A 24,712-nucleotide genomic window follows, 5' to 3' on the forward strand; every position below is an offset into this window, starting at 1 on the left:
TATCAACTTCAAAACTTGTAAATAAACCAATGAATAAATGGTGAATCAGCAAAAGAAAGTATTTAAATATTCCATGATGCTGTTTGTATGTTTGCTATTTTCAAAATCCGGATTTTGTCAGAATAGCACAGATAGTGTTTCCTATGAATGCATTAAGGTCACTGAATTTGAGTATCTGCTCTTATTTAGAAATAACTCAACTATCGATTTATGGCTGCCAGAAATACCAGTAATTAAGCATTCGTTAGATACTCTTTGGATCGATAATACCTGGGGAAGTATACATCAAACTCCTGTTTACATTTATAAAATTGATAGTACTATTTTTGAAACAGAAGTTGAGCTTTCAGACATTATCCAACCAATTAGTAAAAGCATTAGGTCTTCTATTATTCCCAACGCCATTATCCCGGGTAAGCTAATGCACGTTGGTCAAAGAGAAACTAAAACTTTGAGATTCTATTATAATGATGAAAATTTTCCTTCAACAATTGTGAGCCTTAGAGTTTTTAGTAGTCCAATTAAAAAGGCAATGCTTACCAAAGTGGTTGATCAGGAGTATATTGAGTTTGCTTCTAAATATTCAACCCAACTTATTGGAACATTAAATAGTGCTCATAAGCTCAGATAATACTTGTTTAAAGTACCTGTATAATGGAGAAAAATTATCTATCGAAATTTATAGAATCCAGCCAGGCATTACATTGTAATGCTAATCATAACATGAAAGAAAACTTTACATCTATTCTTAACAACTTTGATAAAGTTATAGCCGAAAAAGCCACTTTTTTATACAACAAACATAATGAACCCCTGGACCAAAATCAGATTTTATCTTTGTTAGAATCCCATAATATTTATGATGAGGAATTAGTTGAATTGTATTCCTGGAAAAACGGAATTTTTTACAATCCCATCGAATATACAATCCTATATGATTACAGTGCAGAAGGAGTAATATTACCATTAGAGTATGCAAGCTCATTATGTAATCCTGATGATGGATATCATTTATGGAAAAAGAATTTCTTTCCAATAATCGGTAACTATGGGGGCGACTTTCTATTATATAATTCCGATTCAAAAAGTAAGACGCATAAAATGATATTTTTATATTCAAAAAGTGCACTGTCTTTAAATCCGATGTATTCCTATTTCGATTCTGTTAGTGCGATGCTAATGAGTATAACAGAATGTTTCAACAGTAATGTCTTCCAATATAATGAAAACTCGGGCCTGGACATTAACATTGAAGCTTGGACAGGAATTATTAGAGGAATAAATACCAAATCAACCTATTGGAAGCAATAATTATTCAGTCATTCATAAAATCATATAACAATGATTCTCCTTAATTTCTTTAAAACCATTTTTAAGAAATCCAAAGTAAGAAAGGAGTTAAATACAAAATGGTTAGATAGGTTGCCCTGTCAACTTATCGACAATGTATTAAAGGAGTATACCGAATATTCTATGGAAGATGTTTTGGAAGGGAGAATGGCAGTATTAGGCAATTATTCGAATGAAAGGTTTAAACACTGTATCAATCTTATTGAAACTGGTGAGCTCCAGTTGAAGGACTATATCAATGAGCCACTTAGTTATAATAGAGATCATATTATGTTAATTTCCATCAAACTAAAATCCAATAATTACATCTTTGTTGTCACAATTTATAGATATGAATACCTGGTAAGAGGTGAGTATGTAAAGCTCTTTCATTTAAGCAAGAAGCAGGAGAGGATGGCTCTGGATTTAGCAACAGTTGTGGGTGTATTGAATTGTGATTATAAATTAGATTAAACCGCTGGTATTTCAACTCATTTGCTTTTTGGAGTTAGGGCATGTATTTGCAAAATATTAAATATGGAGATATATTAGGTATACCAATATGACTACCTCGAATAAACGAAGCAAATAAATTAGCCTTGACCATACACCTGGCTAAAATACATTGATTACATACGAATATGCCCGATACTGGAAAAAAGCTGTTATATTGGAGCGGGCTTTGTATATTGGCCATTAATGCACGCATTACACCAGAGCAAACATTTCTAAATCACACTGTCAGGGTATGGACGACCAAAAACTGTTAACTTATTTAAAAGTTGATAACGAGCTTGCTTTTGAGGGAATATTCCGAAAATATTTTATTCCACTTACAGGGTTTGCCAATGGTTATATGGATGATCGGGAACAGGCAAAAGATATTGTACAGGCTGTATTATTAAATATCTGGGAGCAACGAGAGTCGTTGCAGATCCATACTGCACTGAAATCTTATCTTTTTAATGCCGTTAGAAACAGTTGCCTGAATGAATTGCAAAGAAACAAAACCAAACAAAAAAGAATGGAAGGCCTGCTCACGGAAACGGCTGATGCAGTGAATTCGAGAATGGAATATGCCGAATTACGTCAACAGATCTACGCCGCCATACAATTGCTCCCGGAAGAATGCAAACGCATATTTATATTAAGTCGTTTCGAAAAATTAAAATATAGTGAAATCGCTACCCGGTTGGGAATTTCTGTAAAAACTGTAGAAGCTCAGATCAGCAAGGCTTTACGGGTATTGCGAATAAAATTGGCCAGTGCATTGTCAATGTTGTTGATGTTTTTGAAACTACTATAACAACACTGATAATTATCCCCCGAAAAAAAATTTTTAGTCCACGTAAGGGTACCCCTATCTTTTTATGTCTTGTAAGTAATTTATGGAACCTATTGATCAAACAGACCTGGAATTAATTAGCAGATACTTGGGCAAAACCGCTACAGATGCGGAAGTAGAACAAGTATTAGCCTGGGAGGCAGCGGATCCTGCTAACGCACAATTGCTCGATGAATGGAAAAAATTATGGCAAGAGGCGGCAGAATCAGCCATGTATGAACAGATAGATCTTGAAGCGGAATGGGCAAAAATGCAACGGCAAATGATGCTCACTCCCAAAAATAACCTGACCATCCGCCACAACACCGGCTGGTGGAAATGGGCCGCAGCAGCTGCTGTGTTATTGATAGCTGGTACCACCTGGTATACACTTATCTCTCATAACAAAGTAGTTCCTGTGGCAGGATATAACCAGGTAACGCTTTCAAAAGGACAGCGTATGCAACTGGTGTTGACAGATGGTACAAAGGTTTGGTTGAATGGAAACACTGTGTTACGCTACCCTTCAGCATTTGGAACAGATCGGCGGGAGGTTGAAATTACTGGTGGAGCATATTTTGAAGTAGCAGAAAATGCCGCAGCCCCGTTCATCGTAAAAACTCCTGACTATGCCGTGCGGGTATTGGGAACAGAATTCAGAGTATTGGCTTATCCGGGTAATCCTGTTTCTGTAACCACCCTGGTTAAAGGAGCCGTTCAGATTGAAGGATATGATAGTGCTGGAAAAGTACAGGTACTTAAAGCCGGAAATGAAGCTGTGTTTGACCGTGAAAATAAAACGATGAGTGTGCAGTCATCCGATCTTACCCGCAGTATGCAGATGAAAGGAGAGGCATTATCTTTCAAAGGTATTACCATGGGAGAACTGGCACAAAAACTGGAAGCAATTTATGGTATAAAAATAAAACTGGGAGACGACAGCCTTAGGAATCTGAAGTTCACCGGTAAATTCTACGATGATGAAACAGTATGGAAAGCGTTGGATGTAATCCGCCTCACTGCACCTGTTATTTACACTTACACTGGAAACGAAATTTTTATCAACTGGCAACAATCGGCTAAAACGCCGCAATAAACAGGAATGCCATCCCTGTAGCACTTACACAAGACTTATTTACATGATTGTTCATGTACTCGGAATGCATTGTATCAGGCAATAGCTATAGTTACACCTATGCAAAAAAAACGGGAAATGTTAGGACCATTCCCCGTTTGGATGATTGCTGATACAACTTTAAAATCGTCATCAACAATACTCAACCAAAGTAAAAGTATGAAAAAAAAATCCTTTTTACCAGCACCCCAATGGTGCCGGCCAAAAATTCCGCTCGCTATGAAACTTTCTGCATTTTTCACGTTTTGCTGTCTTGTGCAGGCGAATGCATCAGTTGTATTTTCGCAGCACACAAAAATGACTGTTAAGGTCAAAAACAGCACGCTCGATTCAGTGTTCCGGGTTATAGAAAACAACAGCGACTATTCCATCTTCTACAAACAGGATCAACTGGATGTCACAAAAAAAATCAATTTAAATGCAATCGATTGTGGTGTGGAGACTGTCCTTACAGAAGCCCTGAAAGGTACTAATGCCACCTTCACCATCGCCGACAGGCATATCGTTATCATTCCTGATAACCGCGCCAATGCCGGTAAAAACATGAACACTGCCACCGCTGCCGAGGAAATTACTGTAAAAGGTACTGTAACTACTCGCGACGGTCAACCCTTACCAGGTGTTACCATCGTGGTAAAAGGTACCAGCAACGGTGTGATCACAAATGCAAATGGACAATTTTCCATAAAAGTTCCCAATACTAAAGCAATCCTCCTGTTCTCCTTTATCGGATACCTCCCTCAGGAAGTGCCAGTGGCTAACAAAACAGGATTCGCAATAATTCTCGAAGAGGACCGTAAAAAACTGGATGAAGTAGTGGTTATCGGTTATGGCGCCGTACGCAAAACCGACGTAACTAGTGCCATCACCAGCATTTCTGAAAAAGATTTCAATCGCGGTGCCGTTGTTTCTCCAATGCAACTCGTGCAAGGAAAAGTGCCTGGTCTCGTAATCGTAAATAACCAGGGTACCGATCCAAACGGACAACCTTCCGTTCAGCTCCGTGGTATATCCTCCGTTAAAGGAAGTGGTGGACCACTCATCGTAATTGATGGTATCCCTGGTGGCAACCTCAATAACCTCTCGCCGGAAGATATCGCCTCTATGGACGTACTGAGAGATGGTTCCGCAGCGGCTATCTATGGTACCCGTGGTACCAATGGTGTAATTATCATCACCACCAAACGTGCTAAAAATGGCGCTGCAACCGTAAACTACGACGGATATGCTTATACCGATCAGGTAAACAAATTCCCTCGTGTACTCACTGCTGACGAATACCGTGCATATGCCGAAGAGTACAAAAAAATAAATCCAACTTTTATACTCAATGATGGTGGTGCAAATACCGACTGGTTCAAAACCCTGATTAAAAAGCCTTTGAGTCAGGTACATAATATTTCTGTTGGCGGTGGTACAGATAAATCCAACATCCGTGCTGCTGTTTCGTATCGCGACCTCGATGGTATCGCTATCGGCACCTGGAGAAAGATCGTGAATACACGTCTGAACTTCACTCAGAAAGCTATCGACGACAGATTAACAATCCAGGGTAACTTCGCTACCTCTTTCCTTCAATACAATAAAACCGATAATACCCTCTTCGGGGATGCAGTAGGTCGTAACCCTACATTCCCGGTATTTAACCCGGATGGTTCCTATTTCGAAGATCCGGTAGACCGCGTAGGTAACCCTTATGCAAGACGCATGCAAACCGAAGACGGAGAAAGAATCAAACACCTGAACGGAAGTTTGAAAGGTATTCTGAACCTGGCACCCGGACTCAATGTAAGTGGTTTCTTCGCAATGCAGCGCAGAGATGTTATCTCTTACTACTACCAGTCACGCGATGCATGGCAGAGCAAAATTAATGGTCAGAATGGAAACGCCAGCCGTAGCACTTCTTTCGATTACGATAAGACTTTTGAATATACCCTCGATTATGCTAAAACAATAGGTAAACAAAATATCACCGGATTGGTAGGTTACAGCTACCAGGACTTTATGTCTGAAGGTTTCAACGTTTCTAACCAGAACTTCCTCACCGATGCAATGAGCTATAATAACCTGGGTGCCGGACAGGCCTTCAAAGCAACTCCAGGTACCGGTTCCGACCTGGGTAGCAGCAAGAGCTCCAGCAAACTGATTGCATTCTTTGGTAGAGGTATCTATAGCTACGATGATAAATATTTATTATCTGCCTCTGTACGCCGTGAAGGATCTTCTAAATTCGGTAGAAATAACAAATGGGGTTGGTTCCCTGCTGTAAATGCAGGATGGCGCATCAGTCAGGAGTCTTTCTTCAGCAAAGGCCTGGTTGAAGACCTGAAAATTCGCGCCGGATTCGGTATCACTGGTAACCAGGGGCTGGGTTCCTATGCTTCCCTGCAAACCCTCACTACTGGTGCTCAGTTCCTGTGGAATGGTGCATTTACTCCTACATATGGCGCTTCCAACAGCTCCAATCCTAATCCGGATCTGCGTTGGGAAAAGAAAGCTGAATACAACTTTGGTATCGACTTCTCCTTCCACAATAGTCGTGTAACCGGTAGCCTCGATATTTATAATCGCAGAACTTCCGACCTGCTCCTGGATGCTACCGCACCTGTGCCATCTCTCATTGCACAAACCAGTGTGGTAAACCTTGGTGTAATCAGAAATACAGGGGTGGAACTGGGATTGAATACCAACATCATTGAAAATAAGAAGTTCTCCTGGAGTAACAGCTTTACTTTCTCCTATAATAAAAACCTGTTGGTATCTACTTCCTATGGAGCGGCCAACAGTGCGCCTGTTGAGCATTACAGTCTACCTAATAATATGGGTAATGCTTTCCGCCGTGAAGCTGGTCAGGCTATCGGTAACTTCTATGGTAAAGTGTTTAAAGGATTCGACGACAAACAGGGTCCTGGTAAAAACCAATGGATATTCTATACGCAGGCAGAAGATCCGTCTTTGGATGCACAGGGCAAAAAAATCATCGGAAATGGTTTGCCTAAAATGTTCATGAGCATGAGCAACAACCTTTCTTATGGTCGTTTTGATTTGTCGATCTTCCTGAGAGGTAGCTTCCTGTTCGATATCCTGAATATCACTGATATGGTGTATATGAACAAAATTCGTTTCTCTGATAACTTCCTGAAGAAAGGATTGGATCAGCCAATCAACGGATCATATGCATATTCTGACTACTTCCTGGAAAAAGGTGATTTCGTTAAACTGGATAACCTTACCCTGGGCTATAATTTCAATACCAACAAAATCAAGTATGTACGTAAGGCCCGTTTGTATGTCTCTGGCCAAAACCTGCTGACCTTCACCGGTTACAGCGGTCGTGATCCGGATATCGAAGTAAACGGATTGGAACCAGGTATCGGAACTATGAATTTCTATCCGCGTACCCGTACCCTTACTGTAGGCGTTAATGTTGGGTTTTAATTGATCACCAGAAAAAAGAGTTACACATGAAAAAGTCATTTCAATATATAAAACAAAAACGCTCAGGAATAGTACTAGCAGGCCTTTTAGGCTGTGCTGCCAGCATCGGAATGAGCGGTTGTACTAATCTCGATGAACAGGTATACAGCAGTGTTACCAAGGAATCCTTCTTTAATTCCAAAGAAGAAGTAATTGCCAACTACATTCGTCCGTATTCCCATATAGTTGGAAGTTACCAGTATCGTATCTGGCACCTGAATACCTTAACTACCGATGAAGCAGCAATGCCGTATCGCGATGGTAACGCGCCAGCTGATGGTGGTGATCAGATCGTAAGTATGCACTGGCATACCTGGACACCCGACGACTCTGAAATTAAAAATACCTGGGATGCGATCTACAGAGGTGTTGGGCTTACCAACTCTACACTCGAAAATATGGAGTCTGTAAACTTCCAGAAACTAAACGTAGGTCTGGATAAAGACATGGTTCTTGCAGAAATGCATTGCTATCGTGCATGGTACTACTGGTTGCTCATGGATATGTGGGGTAATATTCCTATCTCCGAAAAAGTAGGAGAACCATTGTATCCTGAAACAAAATCCAGAAAAGAAGTATTCGAATATATCGAGAAGGAAGTAGTGAACAATATGGATAAGTTGCTCGACAAAGGAGCACCTAACACATACGGACATATGATTAAACCTGCAGCATGGGCACTCCTGGCCAAATTATACCTGAATGCGCAGGTATATAGCGGAACGCTTACCGCCAGTGGTCTGCAACCCGGGCAGGCTCGTTGGGATGATTGTATTACCTACTGCGATAAAGTAATTAACTATTCCGGTGGGGGTGGATACCAACTGGATGCCAATTGGAATGATCCATTTAAGATCAAGAATGAGGTATCTAAAGAAAACATTTTTGTAGTGGTTTATGATACAACTTACGCTACGGAAATGAGATGGAATTATAAAGTGTTACATCAGGAACACCAGAAAACATACGGTTTCACCTGGACACCACAAAACCGTATGATGACTCACAACAATTTCTTTAGCCTTTTTGGTGCTACCGATAAGCGCAGAGAACAATGGTTGGTTGGTCCGCAATTCGCAGCCGATGGAGTTACGCCATTAAAATGTCTGAGTGGTGCGCAAAAAGGTAAACCATTGGTATTGGACCCTTATTTCGTTAACGCTCCTGGCGATACCGCTACCATGATTACTGCAAAGGAATTCCATGGTGCAAGAAACGTGAAATACGAACTGCAAAAAGGAAGTAAGATCAGCCAGATGAGTAATGATGCTCCGGTATATCGACTGTCGGATATCATGCTGATGAAGGCAGAAGCCATTATGCGTAAAAATGGTGGTCAGGCTACTCAGGAAGCAGTAAATCTGGTGAATGCTGTACGTAAAAGAGATTTTGCCCCTGGTGATCCAAAAGCAGAATACACTGTAGGTACACTTACCCTGAATGAACTGCTCAATGAAAGAGGCCGTGAATTCGCATGGGAAGGTTGGAGACGTAATGACCTGATTCGCTTCGGAAAATTCACTGATCCGGGATGGGATAAAAAACAATCCGAGCCTTGGCGTATAGTATTCCCTATTCCAAATAATACGCTGAGTGTAAATCCAAATCTTAAACAAAATCCAGGATACTAAACCATTTAGAATGAAAAAGGTAATTCTGTTATTTACGGCTTGTGCCTTCAGTACAGTAGTTGCTGTGGCACAAAAACCGGCACTGACAAAGAAAGAAAAGAAGGCGGGTTGGCACCTGTTGTTCGATGGTAAAACAACTAACGGTTGGAAAGCAGCGAATGGTAAACCATTTCCTGAAAAAGGTTGGGTGATTAAAGACTATACGCTGCAAACCGATCCGGCTAGTGGTCATGGTGGCGATATCATTACAGATACGAAGTATACAGACTTTGAATTGTCGCTCGACTTCCGCGTTACCAAAGGTGCCAATAGCGGTATTAAATATTACCTGCTGCCTAATAGCTCACTCGGATTGGAATTCCAGGTGATCGATGATCTGAATCACCCTGATGCTAAATTGGGGATGAATGGAAACCGCACGCAGGCATCCTTGTATGATCTGATCACCGCATCTGCCAGTAAAGAGAATAAACCAGTAGGAGAGTGGAATCAAGCCCGTATCGTTTCTAAAGGTACACACGTAGAACACTGGCTTAATGGTGTAAAAGTAGTGGAGTTTGAAAGAGGAAGTGATGCTTTTAAAGCATTGGTAGCTGCCAGTAAGTATAAGAATATCAAAGGGTTTTCGGAGGTAACTGAAACGCCTATACTCCTGCAGGAGCATGGTGATGAAGTGGCATTCAGAAACATCAAAATCAAGGCATTGTAATCATCTCAAAAAATATTTGATCTGATATGGAAAATACAAGGAGGGATTTTATTAAAAAACTGACAACTGGTTCTGCTGCCGTAGCATTCGGCGGTATAGGCCTCGGTTTTTCAGCTAAAAGCTATGCGCGCATTGTAGGCAGTAATGAAACAGTAAGAGTAGCGCTGATGGGGTGTAACGGACGTGGATCTTTCCTCGCACGTGCTTTCACTCAGCAGAAAAATACAGAGGTACATTATGTTTGTGATGTAGATACGAAAGCAATTCAGAAAGGATTGGCGGCAATTAAGAAAGCAGGTGGTACCAACGATCCTATAGCAGAGGGGGATTTCCGTAAAGCCCTGGCCGATAAAAACGTTGATGCTTTGGCGATAGCTGCTCCTGACCACTGGCATGCCCCCGCTACAATTATGGGCTGCCAGGCAGGTAAACACGTGTATGTAGAGAAACCGCTTAGCCATAACCCAAATGAAGGTGAAATGGCTGTTGCTGCCGCTCGTAAGTATAAGCGTATAGTACAGATGGGAAGCCAACGCCGTTCATGGCCTGTGCTCACTCAAGGTATCCAGGAGTTGCATAACGGTGTGATTGGTAAAGTACATATGGCTAAAGCATGGTATACCAACAACCGCGGATCTATTGGAAAAGGTGAACTCACTTCTCCTCCTGAAGGCTTTAACTATGATCTATGGCAAGGTCCTGCACCGCGCAGACCTTTCCGCAGTAATCTCATTCACTACAACTGGCACTGGTTCTGGCATTGGGGTACTGGTGAAGCGCTGAACAATGGTACTCACGAAATTGATGTAATCCGTTGGGGGTTGAAAGCCGATTACCCGCTGCTGGTAAATTCAACCGGTGGAAGATTCCATTTCCAGGACGACTGGGAAACTCCTGATACTCAGTTGATCACCTATAACTGTCCGGATAATGTAACGGTATTATGGGAAGGACGCAGCTGTAATGGTCGTCTGGTAGAAGGTGCCGATCGTGGTGTGATATTCTACGGCGAAAATGGCAGCATGAGTACTGGAGGAAATAGTTATACCATTTACGATCAGAAAAATAAGATTATTAAAGAAATAAAATCCGATGCAGTAATTGATGGACGTAATACGGCCAGTCCGAGTGAAGGACTGGATGCTATTCACGTAACCAACTTTATCGACAGTATTCGTGAAAGCAAAGTGCCTAATGCTGATGTAGAAGTAGGGCATAAGAGTACGTTGTGGGTACAGTTGGGTAACATCGCACAACGCGTAGGACATACCTTAAAAATAGACCAACGTAATGGCCATATCCTGAATGATCCGGCAGCAAATAAATTTTGGAGCCGGCAGTATGAACCAGGTTGGGCGCCAAAAGTCTAGCAATACGTGAATTAAAGAATAAGGCGTGGAGGATTCTTCTTCCGCGCTTTTTTATTTAGAGTTTTCCATTTTATTAAATATCCGGCATTTACTACTTCAACGGGTATACGACTTGCAGATCAATCCGTTTTTCTCTCCTTATTTTAACTTTTAAATATTTTATTTATATTAGGTAAATAAAATGGAAATGCTTTTAATTCAAGTGTTTCGTGATTTTATTTAATTTTTTTTCCTATATCGTGTTGTTGTACCTGTGATAGCCCCATGTAAGTAATACCTAATAGAGCTACAATTGTAGAATTGCCCAAGGAGATTAAAATTAATTAATAATGAAAGGTAAATTTATTGTTCTACTAATTTCTTTTGCAACCTTAATATCCGCTTGTAGTAAAGACAAAAGGAAGCTGGTAGGCTGGTGGGCTATAGATGTAATAAGAATTGGGGATGCTAATAGATTGGTCTATTTAAGTGTAAATTCAATGGTTTTTGACAATAATGGAGAGGTTAGTCTACCCAGATATGACTTTAAAGGATCCGAAAATGGTACCTGGGAAATAGAAAAAGATGAAGATGATCGGTACCTGGTGATAAAATCTTCTAATAATATCCTTGCAAGACGATACCGGCTGTTTTATTTTAAAGACCCTAAAAACAAAGTATATAGAATGTCATTGCAATCAGATAGTATTGTTATGGTGTGTACAAAGGGGCTACAGGTTTACCACTAGTAAATATTGAATTTGGCAAATGAGAGCTTATTATTCTATTATAATAGTTTTTTTGACAGCTTGTACCGCTAAAAAACAACCAATTCCGGCAACCCAGATATTAAAGTTACATGCCATTGATAATACAATTACTCAACTCAATGATAGTTTGATCTATTCATGCTGGGATACAACTCTAAAGATCTATGATCTGAAAGTCGGGAAGGTTACCTATAGCAGGAAGTTACAGGATTTATGTTATGCTAAGGCGGTGTTTAAAAAAGACAATATCTACTTTCCATCTTCGAATGAAAATTTTGTCTGTTTATCTGCCAGAACAGGGGATACTATCTGGAGTTTAAAATTGAATGGGCGTTGCAGTAATTTCGATTTTGTTGAAGATTCAATTATTGTTGCTAGTATTAAAGGAGCTGGAATTATTGGCGTTAATACCCGAACTGGAGCTATTTTATATAGTTTGAATTATAGTTTTCAGGAAACACATTCACCTGATCTTTCTCCGTGGCCACTAACCTACGATGAGGATAATATTTATATTAGTAACTGGCAAAACAGTGCTTTAAGCGTGTATGAAAAAATAACAGGGAAATTGAAATGGCAACTCCCCAATAATAAGGAAGGCTTGTTTGGTCCAGGTATAATTTATGGCACAAAGCTATTCATTGGGAGTAATAGATATTATAAAGGAGGGAAAATACTAGTATTGGATACTCAAACTGGTAGAACAGACTTTGAACAAGAGTTTAAGTATGAAGAACGTGAAATTCCAATTATTGATAAACACATAATTTATTTTTATTCATACGATAGTAAATTATGCTCGTTTGATTTTCGGAATAATAAGATCGATACCTTGGCAGATCTTGATGAAAAGACCGAACTAAGCGGTAATCAGATGTTTATGATAGCTGATACTATAGTTTATTCTGATGCTTCCTTCCATTTAAGCGCATATGCATTAAAATCGAATAAAATAGCTCAAATGCAGAAACTACAATATTCAGCACTATTGATATTTAAATACACGAATAAGTGGTACATCGTAAATTGAAGTACCATTGGAAGCCAGGACCCTAATTCATACTATGAAGCTTTTTTTAGTATTATTTCTGATTATAGACTCATTAATCTCTTATGCCGCGCCTGATAATTTGAATACTTTTCAGTCTGAAAGCTTCGAATTAGATACTAGTTTACCTGATACTACCTCTTTCAGTCAGTTTTGGAATGAATTCAGAGATAATGTTATTTCCAACAATAAGCAAGAGGTTATTAAACACCTGGATTTTCCGATACATGCAATCTTTCCTGTACAATTCAGATTTGCATATGACTGCGATACAGTAAGGTTTATAAATGACGAGAAGATGTATGGAAATTTTGATATTAATAGCAATCAGATTATTGAATTTTACAACTTTGTATTCGATCCTACATTCCAAAAAATAATAGGGGCTACTACTGTAGATAGAATTTTAAAAAAAGGATCTCAATATAGGTGTTCTAATGGCACTTGTATTGAATATCAATTTTTTCCAAAAGAGTATATTAAAGTGGAGTGTTCGAGTGATAGTAACCTGAAATTTTATTTCAGAAAAGAGAATAATTCCTGGAAAATTGAAATTGGTGGAATATGAAATCATTTATAGCATATGCAGACAATTTTTGATATAACTATTGAATCATTTATCATGATTGTCCTGAAGGTTCCAGGAGCATTTGTAAGATGGCTGGGTGGTAGATTTAAGCGTTCCTTTAAAGATATATTGGTTGATGATTCCAGTATAAATGAGTTACTGAGTATTTCCATGATAATAGCTGTTGTGTTGTTGGCAAGTTGTGGCAACAAATCTGGATCAGATAAACAGCATAATTCCGGAACAGATTCGATTGTTTATGTAGACTTTGGATATGGAAAAATTGATTATTCTAAGACCGAATTGGATTCTATGAAAGAATTCAGCAATATTTTTTCCTATGATTTAATTACCCGAAGGAAATACTTAAAATCTGTATCAATTTCTACACTCGAGAATGCTGATACTATTATAAAAATTAGGAACTACACCATTTATTGTTCTATAGATCCAATACACAATAGTTATTCATTTGGAACTGAAAAAAGCAATTCGTTAGCTAAGAATACATTATATCTTAATGGGAGGCAATATCATCTGGATTCCCTCTATGGCAAGGTTGATTTACTAGGGAATGAAAACATTTATATTTCAGCATTCTATACTTTTACATTTTTGAATGAATGCTATTTATTGATTTTTTGCTCACCGCAGGTAACTAATTCTGCATTTGTGCCCCACAAAGGATTCCTGATTCGGTTTTTTCATAATAACAACGCAATAATCACTGAATTCCCGGGATACCAATACTCAAATAGTAATTATTGTATCAGCTCCTTAGATGAAAATAATTCCATTAATTATATCCGTTTTGCTCCGGAGTTGAATAAAGTCATTTTTTATAAATATAATGATGATAAGTTTTTGGTAGATTCTTCCAGGAATTTGACAATACAACCCTATCTGAATGAGTGGTATAAGATTGACAGATAAAGATCAAAATATAATGAGGATCAAAAAGAAAATAATAATGGCTGATTGCAAATCCGTTTTTATAAAGATGAATTTCAGATAGCCTATATCGGTGGATCTCTGATAAGCATCTATCAAAATAAAAACTCCCTGTACCGAAAGGCTACAGGGAGTTTGTTTATTTACAATAAAAATAATTTATAGCAACATACCAGCCAGGGTAGCCGACATATAAGACGCCAGTGTTCCGCAAAGCAAAGCTTTTAGGCCTAATTTAGCTAGATCCGTTCTTCTGTCGGGAGCCAGTTCACCAATTCCACCAATCTGCATACCTACGCTACTGAAGTTTGCAAATCCTGCAATGGCAATAGTTACGATAGCCAGACCTTTTTCTGTTAATACAGGCACATCCTTGCTGGTCAGGCTTTTGAAAGCTACAAACTCATTAATAGTGAGTTTCTGCCCAAGCAGGGTGGCTACGCTTTGTACATCTCCTTCCGGTACTCCCATTGCCCATGCCATTGGCATAAACAGTTTACCGAAGATCCAGTCGAGACTCAGCTCAAAGTTGAGATGCAACAGATGCCCGATATTTACCAGGCCCCAGTTGATAAACGCTATAAATGCAATGAATCCAATGAGCATGGCAATTACATTCATGGCTATTTTGAAACCATCACCGGCACCATGGGTAATGGCATCGATTACGTTTGTATAATTACTTTTTACTTCCAGTTTTACCCGGCCCATTGTTTGGCTCTCTTCTGTTTCGGGGAAAACGATTTTGGAAATCACTAAAGCACCTGGTGCTGCCATTAAACTGGCTGTGATCAGGAATGGAGCAATATGTAATCCGGCTTGTTCACCCATATTTACATACACCACTAAAATACCGCCGGCAATACAAGCAAGGCTACCACTCATAGATGCGAGGAGTTCACTTTTGGTCATGCTTGAAAGATAGGGGCGAATCATTACCTGAGCTTCTACCTGGCCCACAAATGCACTGGCAACATTACTTAGTGCTTCTGCACCGCTTACCCGCATAATGAAGTTCATTGCTCTGGCAATAACAGCAACTACCCGCTGCATAATTCCAAAATGGTATAATACAGCCACTAATACACATACAAGGATGATAGTAGCGGTTACATTAAAGGCGAATACAAATCCACCTCCTGTATAATCCTTTATGGTTCCATCAAATTGTTTTACACCAATTCCTCCATATACAAAGGAGGCGCCTTTGGCGGCAAAACCTTCGAGCAAACCCATGAGGTCTCCCACTTTTTTGAAAAACCAGGTCACAGGTGGTACTTTAAATACCAACAGACCAATGGCTAATTGTAATCCTAATCCACTGAAAACTAATCTGTAATTAATTTTACTCCTGTTGTTGGAAAATAAAAAGGCGATCCCTAAAATCAGCACAATGCCTATAATGCCTTGAAAGCGTTCCATAAATGCAAATAAATCGTAAAGTGTATGCAATCAGGCGACGAAGATAAGCCTTTTATAGGTCGCGCAACCACATTATTCTCCTCTCATGTAATTTTTCGTTAAAAATTCAATCAGTAGTGTATTTTTAGCTTTTGCAATCGATTTAAAAAAAATGAGCCGTCTACAAAGTATAAGTTTTACCGCGTTATTATTTGGCCTAGTAGCTTGTGAGCAAGGCAAGAAAAACACAGCACATCAACCAGGTCAGGATTCCATCGCTGCACGTAAGGAATTTGCCACTTCTCCCGTTCTGGATGCCCAGACAGCCATCAAACATATGCAATATGATGAGGGCCTGGAAGTTCAGCTGGTAGCCTCAGAACCACTCATCGTGGCTCCCGTTATATCAACTTTCGACGAAAAAGGAAGAATGTGGGTAGTTGAAATGACAGGATTTATGCCCGATACCGTTGGTACAGGAGAGGAGCAACCCAACGGAAAGATTGTTATCCTGGAAGATACCGACAAAAATGGGGTGATGGACAAAAGAACCGTATTTCTGGATTCCCTGGTATTGCCACGGGCAGTATGCCTGGTTGAAAACGGAGTACTGGTTGCCACACCTCCTCAACTTTGGTATATCGAAAACAACAACGATAAACCCGGAAAACGCACATTGGTAGATGACCAATATGCCGCAGGAGGAAATGTTGAGCATCAGCCTAATGGCTTGCTTCGTGGAATGGATAACTGGATCTATAATGCCAAATCCGATAAACGCTATCGCAAACAAGGTAATAAATGGCTGAAAGAAAATACCCATTTCCGTGGACAATGGGGTATAGCCCAGGACAACTACGGCCGTTTATATTATAATAATAACTCAGAAAACCTCTTGGGCGACTATTTCTCTCCTGGTTTAGGTGCCAATAATTCACACCAGCAGAATGCAGCCGGTTTCGATCAGCGAATTGTTCCGGATAATCGTACCTATCCAATCAGAGCTACTCCGGGTGTTAACAGAGGATACCAGAAAACCACATTGAATGATAGCCTGCGATTGGTGAGTTTTACAGCAGCCTGCGGTCCAACTATTTACAGAGACCAACTGCTTAAAGGTTATGAAGGCAATGCCTTTGTAGCCGAACCAAGTGCAAACCTTATTAAAAGGAATATCCTTTCAGATAGCAGCTATGTTGTAAGAGGGGTACAAGCCTATCAGGGTAAAGAGTTTCTGGCAAGTACCGATGAGCGTTTTCGCCCGGTGGCTCTACAAACCGGCCCTGAAGGAGCTCTATATATTATAGATATGTACAGAGGAATTCTTCAACATAAAACTTATCTCACTCCCTATTTAAAGAATGAGATTAAGATGAGGAACCTTACATTACCACTAAATTGTGGCCGTATTTACAGAATAGTTCCTAAAGGTACCCACCCGGTATTGCCGGTTATGGAAACCAGTACCGCTTCCCTGGTGGAGTATTTGAAAAATGCTAATGGAACAATCAGAGATAAAGCGCAACAATTGCTCGTAGATCGGGCCGATAAATCAGCCGTACCTGCATTGCTTGGGTTACTGGAGCAACAGGAAAATCAGCTGGCCAGAATTCATGCCCTCTGGACTTTGGAAGGTCTTCACAGCCTGTCACTTCCTGTATTGGAAAAGATCTGGCAGAAAGATAATGCAGAACTGAAGCAGCAGGCACTTACTGCTTTACCGGCAGTAATGAATGGTTCAAATATCAATGTGATTATCCTGGATCTGGATACTCTTATTAACAATAGTTATTTAGCTCCTGTTATCGCCTACCAACTTCCTGCTATTACTAAGATTAATAAATCGATCGGTCAGGCATTGGAAGAACGAATGATAAAAGCGTATGCCCCTAACCGTTATATCAGTGCGGCAATTGTAAATAATGCATCGGGTAGGGAAGAAGCCTTGCTGAAACAGGTTATCGGCTGGAATCCGGATACTACACTTGCATTACGCCGTCAGTTACAAACAGTTTTAAAACATATGGATACTCAGGCAGATGCTAAGAAAATGGATAAACTGAGAGAAACATATCCATTGGGCTACAAGGTATTTAATACTGTTTGTCAGACTTGCCACGGAAAGAGTGGTGAAGGTATTGCAGCAATGGCACCTCCGTTAAATGAAAGTAACTGGGTGACAGGCGATAAAAAGAAACTTATTTCAATTGTATTATTTGGATTAACGGGCCCGGTAGAAGTACATGGTAAAGTTTATAAAGCTCCTGAAATTAATGGCGATATGCCAGGAATTGGAGCAAGTGATGAGTTTAGTGATGTAGATATTGCACAATTACTGACTTTCTTACGCAGTGCATGGAAAAATAATGCCGGGAAAGTTGCTCCTGCTGATGTGCAGCAGATACGTAAGCAGTATAATGGAAGGCAGAAACCTTTCACAGCTGCTGAATTAACTAATTAATGTTTTATTGATAATAAAACCCGTATATTTGCCGGATACAATGAATTAACACATTGCATTCGGCAAATAACATATTACCCATTTTGTTATTCTGTACCGCTCCAGGTATAGCGGGATTCCTATTGCCATTTTTATCTTGCCCTAAAGACTTCAACAATTAAACCCGGGCAACAATAATGCTTTTCTTATTGACCCGGGGGGAATAGACTGCTATTTTAGGCAGCGAAGTTCCATTTTACGTTTTACCAAAACAATCTTATAAAATCAGTTTTTATGAATCATCGTATGGCACGATGGGCAATCTATTTGATCTGCCTGTTGCTAGACGCAGGTGTTGCTGCAAGCATTTCACGAGGTTATTTAAGTGGTTGGTTTTTATTGCCGGTAGCAGTTGGATTAACATTGCTAACGATCTATGACCGCTTTCAAAGTAAGCATGCGCTATTGCGCAATTATCCGCTTTTAGGGCGTGCACGTTATCTCCTGGAACAAATTCGCCCGGAAATGCGACAGTACTTCTTCGAATCGGATACCGATGGTCGCCCGTTCAACCGTCGTCAACGTGCTGTTGTTTATCAACGTGCCAAAGATGTAAAACAAACCGTTGCTTTTGGTGCCTTGGATAATATGTATGAACCAGGGTATGAATGGGTGGCCCATTCAGCATTCCCGGTTAAAGTATCGGCTGATCATTTAAGAGTAACCATCGGTAATAAGCAGTGCGATAAGCCTTATGATGCCAGCTTACTCAATATCAGCGCAATGAGTTATGGTGCATTAAGTAAAACAGCTATTGCTTCCTTAAATGGAGGGGCTCAAATAGGAGGTTTCGCGCATAATACAGGTGAAGGAGGAATTAGTCCTTATCACTTGCAGCATGGAGGGCACCTTATCTGGCAAATTGGTACCGGATATTTCGGATGCCGCGATGATAAAGGTAATTTCTCAGCCGAATTATTTGCTGCTGCAGCAAGTGAACCAGCTGTGAAAATGATAGAGCTGAAATTGAGTCAGGGTGCTAAGCCAGGAAAAGGAGGGGTATTACCTGCTGCGAAGAATACTCCTGAAATTGCAGCAATCAGAAAAATTAAGCCTGGAACAAATGTTTTGTCGCCAGCCGGACATACCGCTTTTTCCGACGAATATGGCATGTTAGCTTTTTTACAACAACTGAGAAAACTTTCCGGTGGCAAGCCCGTTGGTTTTAAGTTATGTATAGGCCGTGCAGATGAGTTTGAACGTATTTGTATTGCTATGGTAAATACTGGAATCTATCCTGATTTTATCACGATAGACGGAGCGGAAGGCGGTACCGGAGCGGCGCCACTCGAGTTTACCGATGCTGTTGGAATGCCTCTTTATGATGCTTTGGCTTTGGTGGTTAATTTATTGAAACACCATCGTCTGCGCTCTCATATCAAGATCATGGCCAGCGGTAAGGTAATTACAGGATTCGATATACTTAAATTATTGGCTATGGGTGCCGATGCCTGTTATAGTGCAAGAGGGATGATGCTGGCATTGGGTTGTATTCAGGCCCTGCAATGCGATAGCGGTAGCTGCCCGGTTGGTGTAGCAACACAGGACCCGCATTTGTACCAGGCTGTTAATGTAGCGGATAAGAAAATCAGGGTAGCTAATTATCACAGAAATACCATCGCCGCATTGGCAGAATTAATGGGAGCCTGTGGCTTCCAGCATCCAACGCAGGTAACGCCTTCAGCATTATTCAGACGGATCACCAGAACCGATATAAAATCATACGAACAAATATATGCACCGGATCATGCAAGTACTTCAGGTGCTGCATTGTACCCGGGGCCTTCTGTTAACAATTGATAAAACCCGGATATCATGAAAAAGAAACAGATCATAGTATCGCAACATGATTACGACATTTTGAAAACCTTGTGCTATCATTCTGCTGGAAGTGAAAAACTGAAAGAAGAACTGGAACGGGCCGTGGTCAGGAAAGGCAAAGTTTCTGATGAGGTAGTACAGGTGAATTCGACCTTACAGTTTAAAGATGAAAGAACTGGTGCTGTCAGAAGTGTGCAATTAGTATTGCCTGCAGCAAGTAATATTCAGCTGGGCAAACTTTCTATCCTATCACCAATCGGTACTGCCTTATTGGGCTATAGCACCGGAGATGTGGTTGATTGGGAAGTGCCTGCCGGCAAAACTCAATTACATATTCTTAGTGTTACTCCTGCACCACAGGAAGCAGCACAGTAAAAGATCGTGTTTAAGTACGAATACACGAATAATCCTGTCATGGGAAGGTTGATGATGATGAAGGCTGTCACGACGTCGTGACAGCCTTCTTTTTTTAATTATTCTGCATTGACTATAGATCCCTTAGGATAAGTAATCGCATATTTTAAACGCTTCTTCTGTTCTGCAGCAGGTGCCAGTTTCATTACCCAATTCAATATTTTGGACTCATTATCTATTGTTGCATCATCATATTCAGCTTTTGATACTTCCATATCTGAACTGGTTTTTATTGGCAACTGATCCTGTACTGTTATATTGATAGGCACTTTTTTGTTGTTACGGATACTGATTTCCCAGGCCTTGGAGAAAGTAGTTTTTGACCCCATAAAATTCTTTTTGCTCTCATCTTTCAACAGGGTACGATTTACAATTACCTGTTTATCTTTCCCTAATGATATTTGCAGTGTATCAGTTCCGGCCTGCAGATCTAACAGTGTTTTACCAATATAAGTACCTTCATAAAAAATACTGGCTTCTCCATCCAACAGATTTAACGATTCCCAATCTGTAATCGCTGCAGTCAGAAACGCCGCCTTTTCAATTTTAGGCACTGCATAGTATTGGTAGTTGGCTGCAATTTCCAGTTCCTTAATTCCAACACTATAGGTTTTACCATCAGGAGGAATAGAATAGGGTATTGGAATGTCGAAAGTGATGGTAGTGGGAGTTGCAATTTCAGGAATCTCTTCAGGAGCATTGAAGGTCTGACGTTTTTTGGTAACATTTAGTCCTGCCACTTTACCACTAAGTGCAGAAACAATCTCCCCATCTGCTGCGTATCCGCTTACTACTACTTCCTGTAAGGTTGTGGATTGTGGAGTAAGCTTCACCTTCATCATGTTGTTGGCTGCTAATTCACGTCGCTCATACCCAATGTAAGAAAATACAAGATTATTATTCCCTGGCGGAACCTGCAGTTTATAGGAACCATTTGCATCAGTAACTGCACCATAATTGCGGCCTTTTACCTGAATACTCACACCGGGAAGTGGATGTCCTTCATCATCTACAACCGTTCCTGATACTTCTCCCGGAGATAGGCTGCTGACCAATGTTTTGGCATTATTTCTATCTTCAATGGAGCTATAGTATTTTAAAAACCAGGGCTGCAATGTTGGTTTCGTATTACTTTCATCAGGGGTACCTGTACTTAAAGCCAATTTTACATCTTTCCAATCTTCACCACATTGTTGGTAAACGCTTGCTTTATAGAGCATGGTTAATGGATTATTGATATCCTTTACTCTTATATCATAAAAAGGAATCCAACCGGCATTTTTTACTACATAACTTACTGTAATCTTACCATTAACCGGGCTTTTGGAATTAATATCCAGAATAATATCGCTGGTGGCGGTATTTGCTTTGTTATTTAAGGCTGTTAGTTGCTCATTTACAAGCAAGATATCCTTTCTGGTATTAATAATACGTTCTTTTATTTCAATGAGTTTAGCCAGAATTTCAGTTAAGCGGGCACGTTGTAAATCGAGCGATTCTTTTAAATCATTAGCCTTTAATCCGTTATTTCCACCTACAGCCTGATTTTTAACAAGCATATTCTTTTCTTCTTTATATACTTCTTCATTGCTTTGCTCTTTTTGCAACTGCAGTGTCAACTTTTCCAACTGAGCTTCCAGGTTCGCGATTTCAGTTCTTTTTGTCTGTTGCCGGATAATATTTGGTTGCCTGGATACAGATAATAAGGAGAAATCACCTTCTCCGTTTACCTGGATACTTTTCTCTTCGAGGTCGGGCGAGACATCTGTAATAGTCACCTGGTTGTTGCCAGCTGCCAGTGAAACATTGCCGGTTCTGGTGATCTGAGCGCCTTTAATAAATACGGTTACTTTACTGATTGTAGTGCTTACTGTTTGTTTCTTTGGCTGGGCAATCACCGCAATGGGCATGTATGCTGCAATAAGAAATATAAACTTATTCATGGGTATCGTTTAGGGGATGATGCATAGATTATATAGAATTCCATAAGATAATTATTTTTTTAGTTTCTTTGTCAGATGAGCAGGCATATGACCTGCTACATTTGAACCAAACCACCATTAAAAAAAGTAAGATGATTAAGAAAACCATCCAATTCCTGCTACTGGCAGGTTTATTGCCGTGTGCTGCCTATTCCCAGGATAGCACTCAATTTATCAAGGCTTCCTGGAAAGAATTGTTAGCCAAAGCTCAAAAAGAACATAAGCCAATTTTTGTAGACACCTATTTCGAAGGCTGTATTGCCTGCAAGGAAATGGACGTTAAAGTATTTCCAAGCAAGGAGGTAAAAGAGTATATGAAGCAAAATTTCATTAACACAGGCTTTGATGTCTTCAAGGAAGAATTTGGCTTTGATATCTGCTCCCGTTATATGTTACATGGCTTCCCAACTTTTCTGGTGATTTCCCCGGAAGGTAAGCTGGTAGATATAGACCTTGGATATAATGATGCCGATTACTTTCTTGAGTTTTTAAAGAAGGCTAATTCCAGATACCAGAAATCTGAGTTTCATAATGGATTTGCTACTAAAATTGTAAAGGAAGGGCCAGACTGGTATCAGAATCTTTATACCAAGAAGAGGGTATTGCCTTCAGATTCAGTTGTACTGGCTTTCATGCAACAACAAAAAGATAAGATGAGTGAAATGTCGGCCAAAGCGATGTCTATATGTCGTAAAATGCCGGTTGAGTGGCGTAACTATTATCTTCAAAATCGGAATGAATATAACAAGCGTTTTGGAAAAGATCTGAATGCTGGAATTTTAGACAAGCTAATGTCTGCTGATCTGAAAGCCTTACCAGCTACTTATGATGCAACAGCCTTCGAAGCATTTATAGCGCAAAAATCGAAAGAATATACGGGCGATGACTGGAATAAAATTAAAATGGATTTTGCTTTCAGCTACTTCGTGAGAACGCATAAACAAACTAAACCTTTTATCGAATTTGCCATTGCCAACAAAGACCGGAGCAGCAATAATATCAGGATGATTGCAATGTATGGCCGTGAAGAGTTGAACAATCCGGATGTAAAAGCATTGCTGCTAAACTGGGCAGATGAAACACTGAACGAACATTCAAGTCTAGAAGTTCTTAGTAGCGTTGGAGACATGGCGATGAATTCAAATAAAGATCAGGCTAAGAAGTATTTTACCTGGGCAGCGCTTAAAGCCGGAGTAATGGGATTAACGGGGCAGGAACAGGATTTGAAGAAAAGGATTGCGTCGTTGTAGTGAATTTTTAGGTTGATGATTGTGTTGATTATAGATAGATTGAAAGGGAGTGAGCAAGTCCAATGCTATTAAGTTAAGGGAATAGATTTCATGATTCTTGATGTCTGATTGTTGGATTTACTTTCCGCGGCCATTGGCAGGGCGGGGGCAAGTGTAGTGCCCTACAGGGTTTCATCGAATTGCAGGTTCTGTATTGTTGATTTATTTCTTTATGGAATTGAAATCAAAAGATTGACTTTAAACGAAAATTGTCTACCAGCCAGAAACCACGGTTTTGATGAAACCCTGTAGGGGCGGAGCTTGCCCCCGCCCAATCTACGGTCACAAAAGTTTTGAAAACAAACAGAAGTCCAAATTATAGAAACAGGAACCTTAACTTTAAAGCATTGAGCTTGCTCCTTCTTAATAAAATTTATCAATCAAATCAACCCAAAAAAATCATTAATCTATCAATAGAAAAAGCGGGAGTTTCAAGGATAACCTGAAACTCCCGCTTTTTCTATTTAAGAAAGAATTTTACAATTTCTGATAAACGATCTTATCGCCGAAGGCTATATGATATTTATCGGAAAACCCTCCATTTACTTCTAAAACGTATTTTGCTTTCTTGAAAGAAGGAAGTCCTTCTTCTGATAATGGAGTTGCATATTTTTGGATCGACACAATTTCAAACTTGTCATCAATATAAATAATATCCAGAGAGATATAGGTATTCTTCATCCAAAAAGATCTTTCATCCATATCGGGGAAGATGAACAGCATTCCCTGATCGTCGCTCATCGACTTTCTGTACATTAAGCCATCTGCTCTTTGTTCGTCGGTTTGCGCTAATTGTATATCGATCTTGCGAAGAGTATCGGCGCCGGATTTAGCAACAAAAGCCAGGGTTCCCTCTTTACGGAATGCAGAGCCATTGCTGGTTTCTACATTTGCTTCAGTAACCGGAGTTTCAGAAGCATTGTTACTGCTGGTATTGGAGTTGTTGCAGCTTGCGACATACAAACTGGCGATCAGAATACATTTTAGATGTAGTTGCATAAAAGGGAACACGAT

General features: G+C 40.0%; 20 protein-coding genes. 17 read left to right on the forward strand and 3 right to left on the reverse strand.

The genetic code is table 11. The features are described from left to right. The first annotated feature begins 37 nt into the window (after nt 1–37). The 13 genes from DVR12_RS26970 (at nt 38) to DVR12_RS27030 (ending at nt 14,273) form a co-directional block, all read left to right on the forward strand. The gene (locus DVR12_RS26970) at nt 38–631 is read left to right on the forward strand and encodes a hypothetical protein (protein ID WP_116978930.1); all 594 of its coding nucleotides are present in this window, start codon (nt 38–40) and stop codon (nt 629–631) included. 92 nt (nt 632–723) lie between these two features. After that, the gene (locus DVR12_RS26975) at nt 724–1,311 is read left to right on the forward strand and encodes an SMI1/KNR4 family protein (RefSeq protein WP_147323553.1); all 588 of its coding nucleotides are present in this window, start codon (nt 724–726) and stop codon (nt 1,309–1,311) included. Between the two features lie 30 nt (nt 1,312–1,341). Then, nucleotides 1,342–1,803, forward strand: coding sequence for a hypothetical protein (locus DVR12_RS26980; RefSeq protein WP_116978932.1), 462 nt, complete (start codon nt 1,342–1,344; stop codon nt 1,801–1,803). 274 nt (nt 1,804–2,077) lie between these two features. After that, the gene (locus DVR12_RS26985; protein WP_116978933.1) at nt 2,078–2,635 is read left to right on the forward strand and encodes an RNA polymerase sigma-70 factor; all 558 of its coding nucleotides are present in this window, start codon (nt 2,078–2,080) and stop codon (nt 2,633–2,635) included. Between the two features lie 82 nt (nt 2,636–2,717). After that, nucleotides 2,718–3,749 carry a FecR family protein gene (locus DVR12_RS26990; RefSeq protein WP_116978934.1) on the forward strand — a complete coding sequence of 344 codons (1,032 nt, stop codon included), beginning with the start codon at nt 2,718–2,720 and terminating at the stop codon, nt 3,747–3,749. 198 nt (nt 3,750–3,947) lie between these two features. Beyond that, entirely contained in the window at nt 3,948–7,226 is a 3,279-nt protein-coding gene (locus DVR12_RS26995) for a TonB-dependent receptor (RefSeq protein WP_158563388.1), read from the forward strand. 26 nt (nt 7,227–7,252) lie between these two features. After that, the gene (locus DVR12_RS27000) at nt 7,253–8,896 is read left to right on the forward strand and encodes a RagB/SusD family nutrient uptake outer membrane protein (protein WP_116978936.1); all 1,644 of its coding nucleotides are present in this window, start codon (nt 7,253–7,255) and stop codon (nt 8,894–8,896) included. A gap of 10 nt (nt 8,897–8,906) precedes the next feature. Beyond that, complete coding sequence (locus DVR12_RS27005; protein ID WP_116978937.1) at nt 8,907–9,605, forward strand: 3-keto-disaccharide hydrolase; 699 nt, start codon at nt 8,907–8,909, stop codon at nt 9,603–9,605. Nucleotides 9,606–9,631: 26 nt separating this feature from the next. After that, nucleotides 9,632–10,975 (forward strand): Gfo/Idh/MocA family protein, encoded by a 1,344-nt coding sequence (locus DVR12_RS27010; RefSeq protein ID WP_116978938.1) that lies wholly within the window; start codon nt 9,632–9,634, stop codon nt 10,973–10,975. 329 nt (nt 10,976–11,304) lie between these two features. Continuing rightward, the gene (locus tag DVR12_RS27015) at nt 11,305–11,703 is read left to right on the forward strand and encodes a hypothetical protein (RefSeq protein WP_116978939.1); all 399 of its coding nucleotides are present in this window, start codon (nt 11,305–11,307) and stop codon (nt 11,701–11,703) included. Between the two features lie 52 nt (nt 11,704–11,755). Next, the gene (locus DVR12_RS27020; RefSeq protein ID WP_158563389.1) at nt 11,756–12,754 is read left to right on the forward strand and encodes an outer membrane protein assembly factor BamB family protein; all 999 of its coding nucleotides are present in this window, start codon (nt 11,756–11,758) and stop codon (nt 12,752–12,754) included. A 34-nt stretch (nt 12,755–12,788) separates the two neighbouring features. Further along, the gene (locus DVR12_RS27025) at nt 12,789–13,340 is read left to right on the forward strand and encodes a hypothetical protein (protein WP_116978941.1); all 552 of its coding nucleotides are present in this window, start codon (nt 12,789–12,791) and stop codon (nt 13,338–13,340) included. Nucleotides 13,341–13,355: 15 nt separating this feature from the next. Continuing rightward, nucleotides 13,356–14,273 (forward strand): hypothetical protein, encoded by a 918-nt coding sequence (locus tag DVR12_RS27030; protein WP_116978942.1) that lies wholly within the window; start codon nt 13,356–13,358, stop codon nt 14,271–14,273. A gap of 177 nt (nt 14,274–14,450) precedes the next feature. Here the strand turns inward: DVR12_RS27030 and DVR12_RS27035 are convergent, their stop codons facing one another. Next, nucleotides 14,451–15,713: a NupC/NupG family nucleoside CNT transporter gene (locus DVR12_RS27035; protein WP_116979007.1), complete on the reverse strand. Its 1,263-nt coding sequence runs from the start codon at nt 15,711–15,713 to the stop codon at nt 14,451–14,453. A gap of 151 nt (nt 15,714–15,864) precedes the next feature. Here DVR12_RS27035 and DVR12_RS27040 point away from each other — a divergent pair, with 151 nt between their 5' ends. The 3 genes from DVR12_RS27040 (at nt 15,865) to DVR12_RS27050 (ending at nt 20,388) form a co-directional block, all read left to right on the forward strand. After that, complete coding sequence (locus DVR12_RS27040) at nt 15,865–18,153, forward strand: DUF7133 domain-containing protein (RefSeq protein ID WP_116978943.1); 2,289 nt, start codon at nt 15,865–15,867, stop codon at nt 18,151–18,153. Nucleotides 18,154–18,426: 273 nt separating this feature from the next. Beyond that, nucleotides 18,427–19,992, forward strand: a complete 1,566-nt coding sequence (locus tag DVR12_RS27045; RefSeq protein WP_199417218.1) for an FMN-binding glutamate synthase family protein — start codon at nt 18,427–18,429, stop codon at nt 19,990–19,992. 15 nt (nt 19,993–20,007) lie between these two features. Continuing rightward, on the forward strand, nt 20,008–20,388 hold the full coding sequence (locus DVR12_RS27050; RefSeq protein ID WP_116978944.1) for a GreA/GreB family elongation factor: 381 nt from the start codon (nt 20,008–20,010) through the stop codon (nt 20,386–20,388). 98 nt (nt 20,389–20,486) lie between these two features. Here DVR12_RS27050 and DVR12_RS27055 read toward each other — a convergent pair whose 3' ends face one another. Further along, complete coding sequence (locus tag DVR12_RS27055; protein WP_116978945.1) at nt 20,487–22,370, reverse strand: DUF4139 domain-containing protein; 1,884 nt, start codon at nt 22,368–22,370, stop codon at nt 20,487–20,489. A 131-nt stretch (nt 22,371–22,501) separates the two neighbouring features. Between DVR12_RS27055 and DVR12_RS27060 the strand changes: the two genes are divergently transcribed. After that, nucleotides 22,502–23,659 (forward strand): thioredoxin family protein, encoded by a 1,158-nt coding sequence (locus DVR12_RS27060; protein WP_116978946.1) that lies wholly within the window; start codon nt 22,502–22,504, stop codon nt 23,657–23,659. Between the two features lie 516 nt (nt 23,660–24,175). On the opposite strand, the gene DVR12_RS27065 is transcribed toward DVR12_RS27060, so the two are convergent. Then, complete coding sequence (locus DVR12_RS27065; RefSeq protein WP_116978947.1) at nt 24,176–24,697, reverse strand: DUF192 domain-containing protein; 522 nt, start codon at nt 24,695–24,697, stop codon at nt 24,176–24,178. Between the last annotated feature and the right edge of the window lie 15 nt (nt 24,698–24,712).

It is taken from the genome of Chitinophaga silvatica, assembly GCF_003419895.1.
Taxonomy (GTDB): domain Bacteria; phylum Bacteroidota; class Bacteroidia; order Chitinophagales; family Chitinophagaceae; genus Chitinophaga; species Chitinophaga silvatica.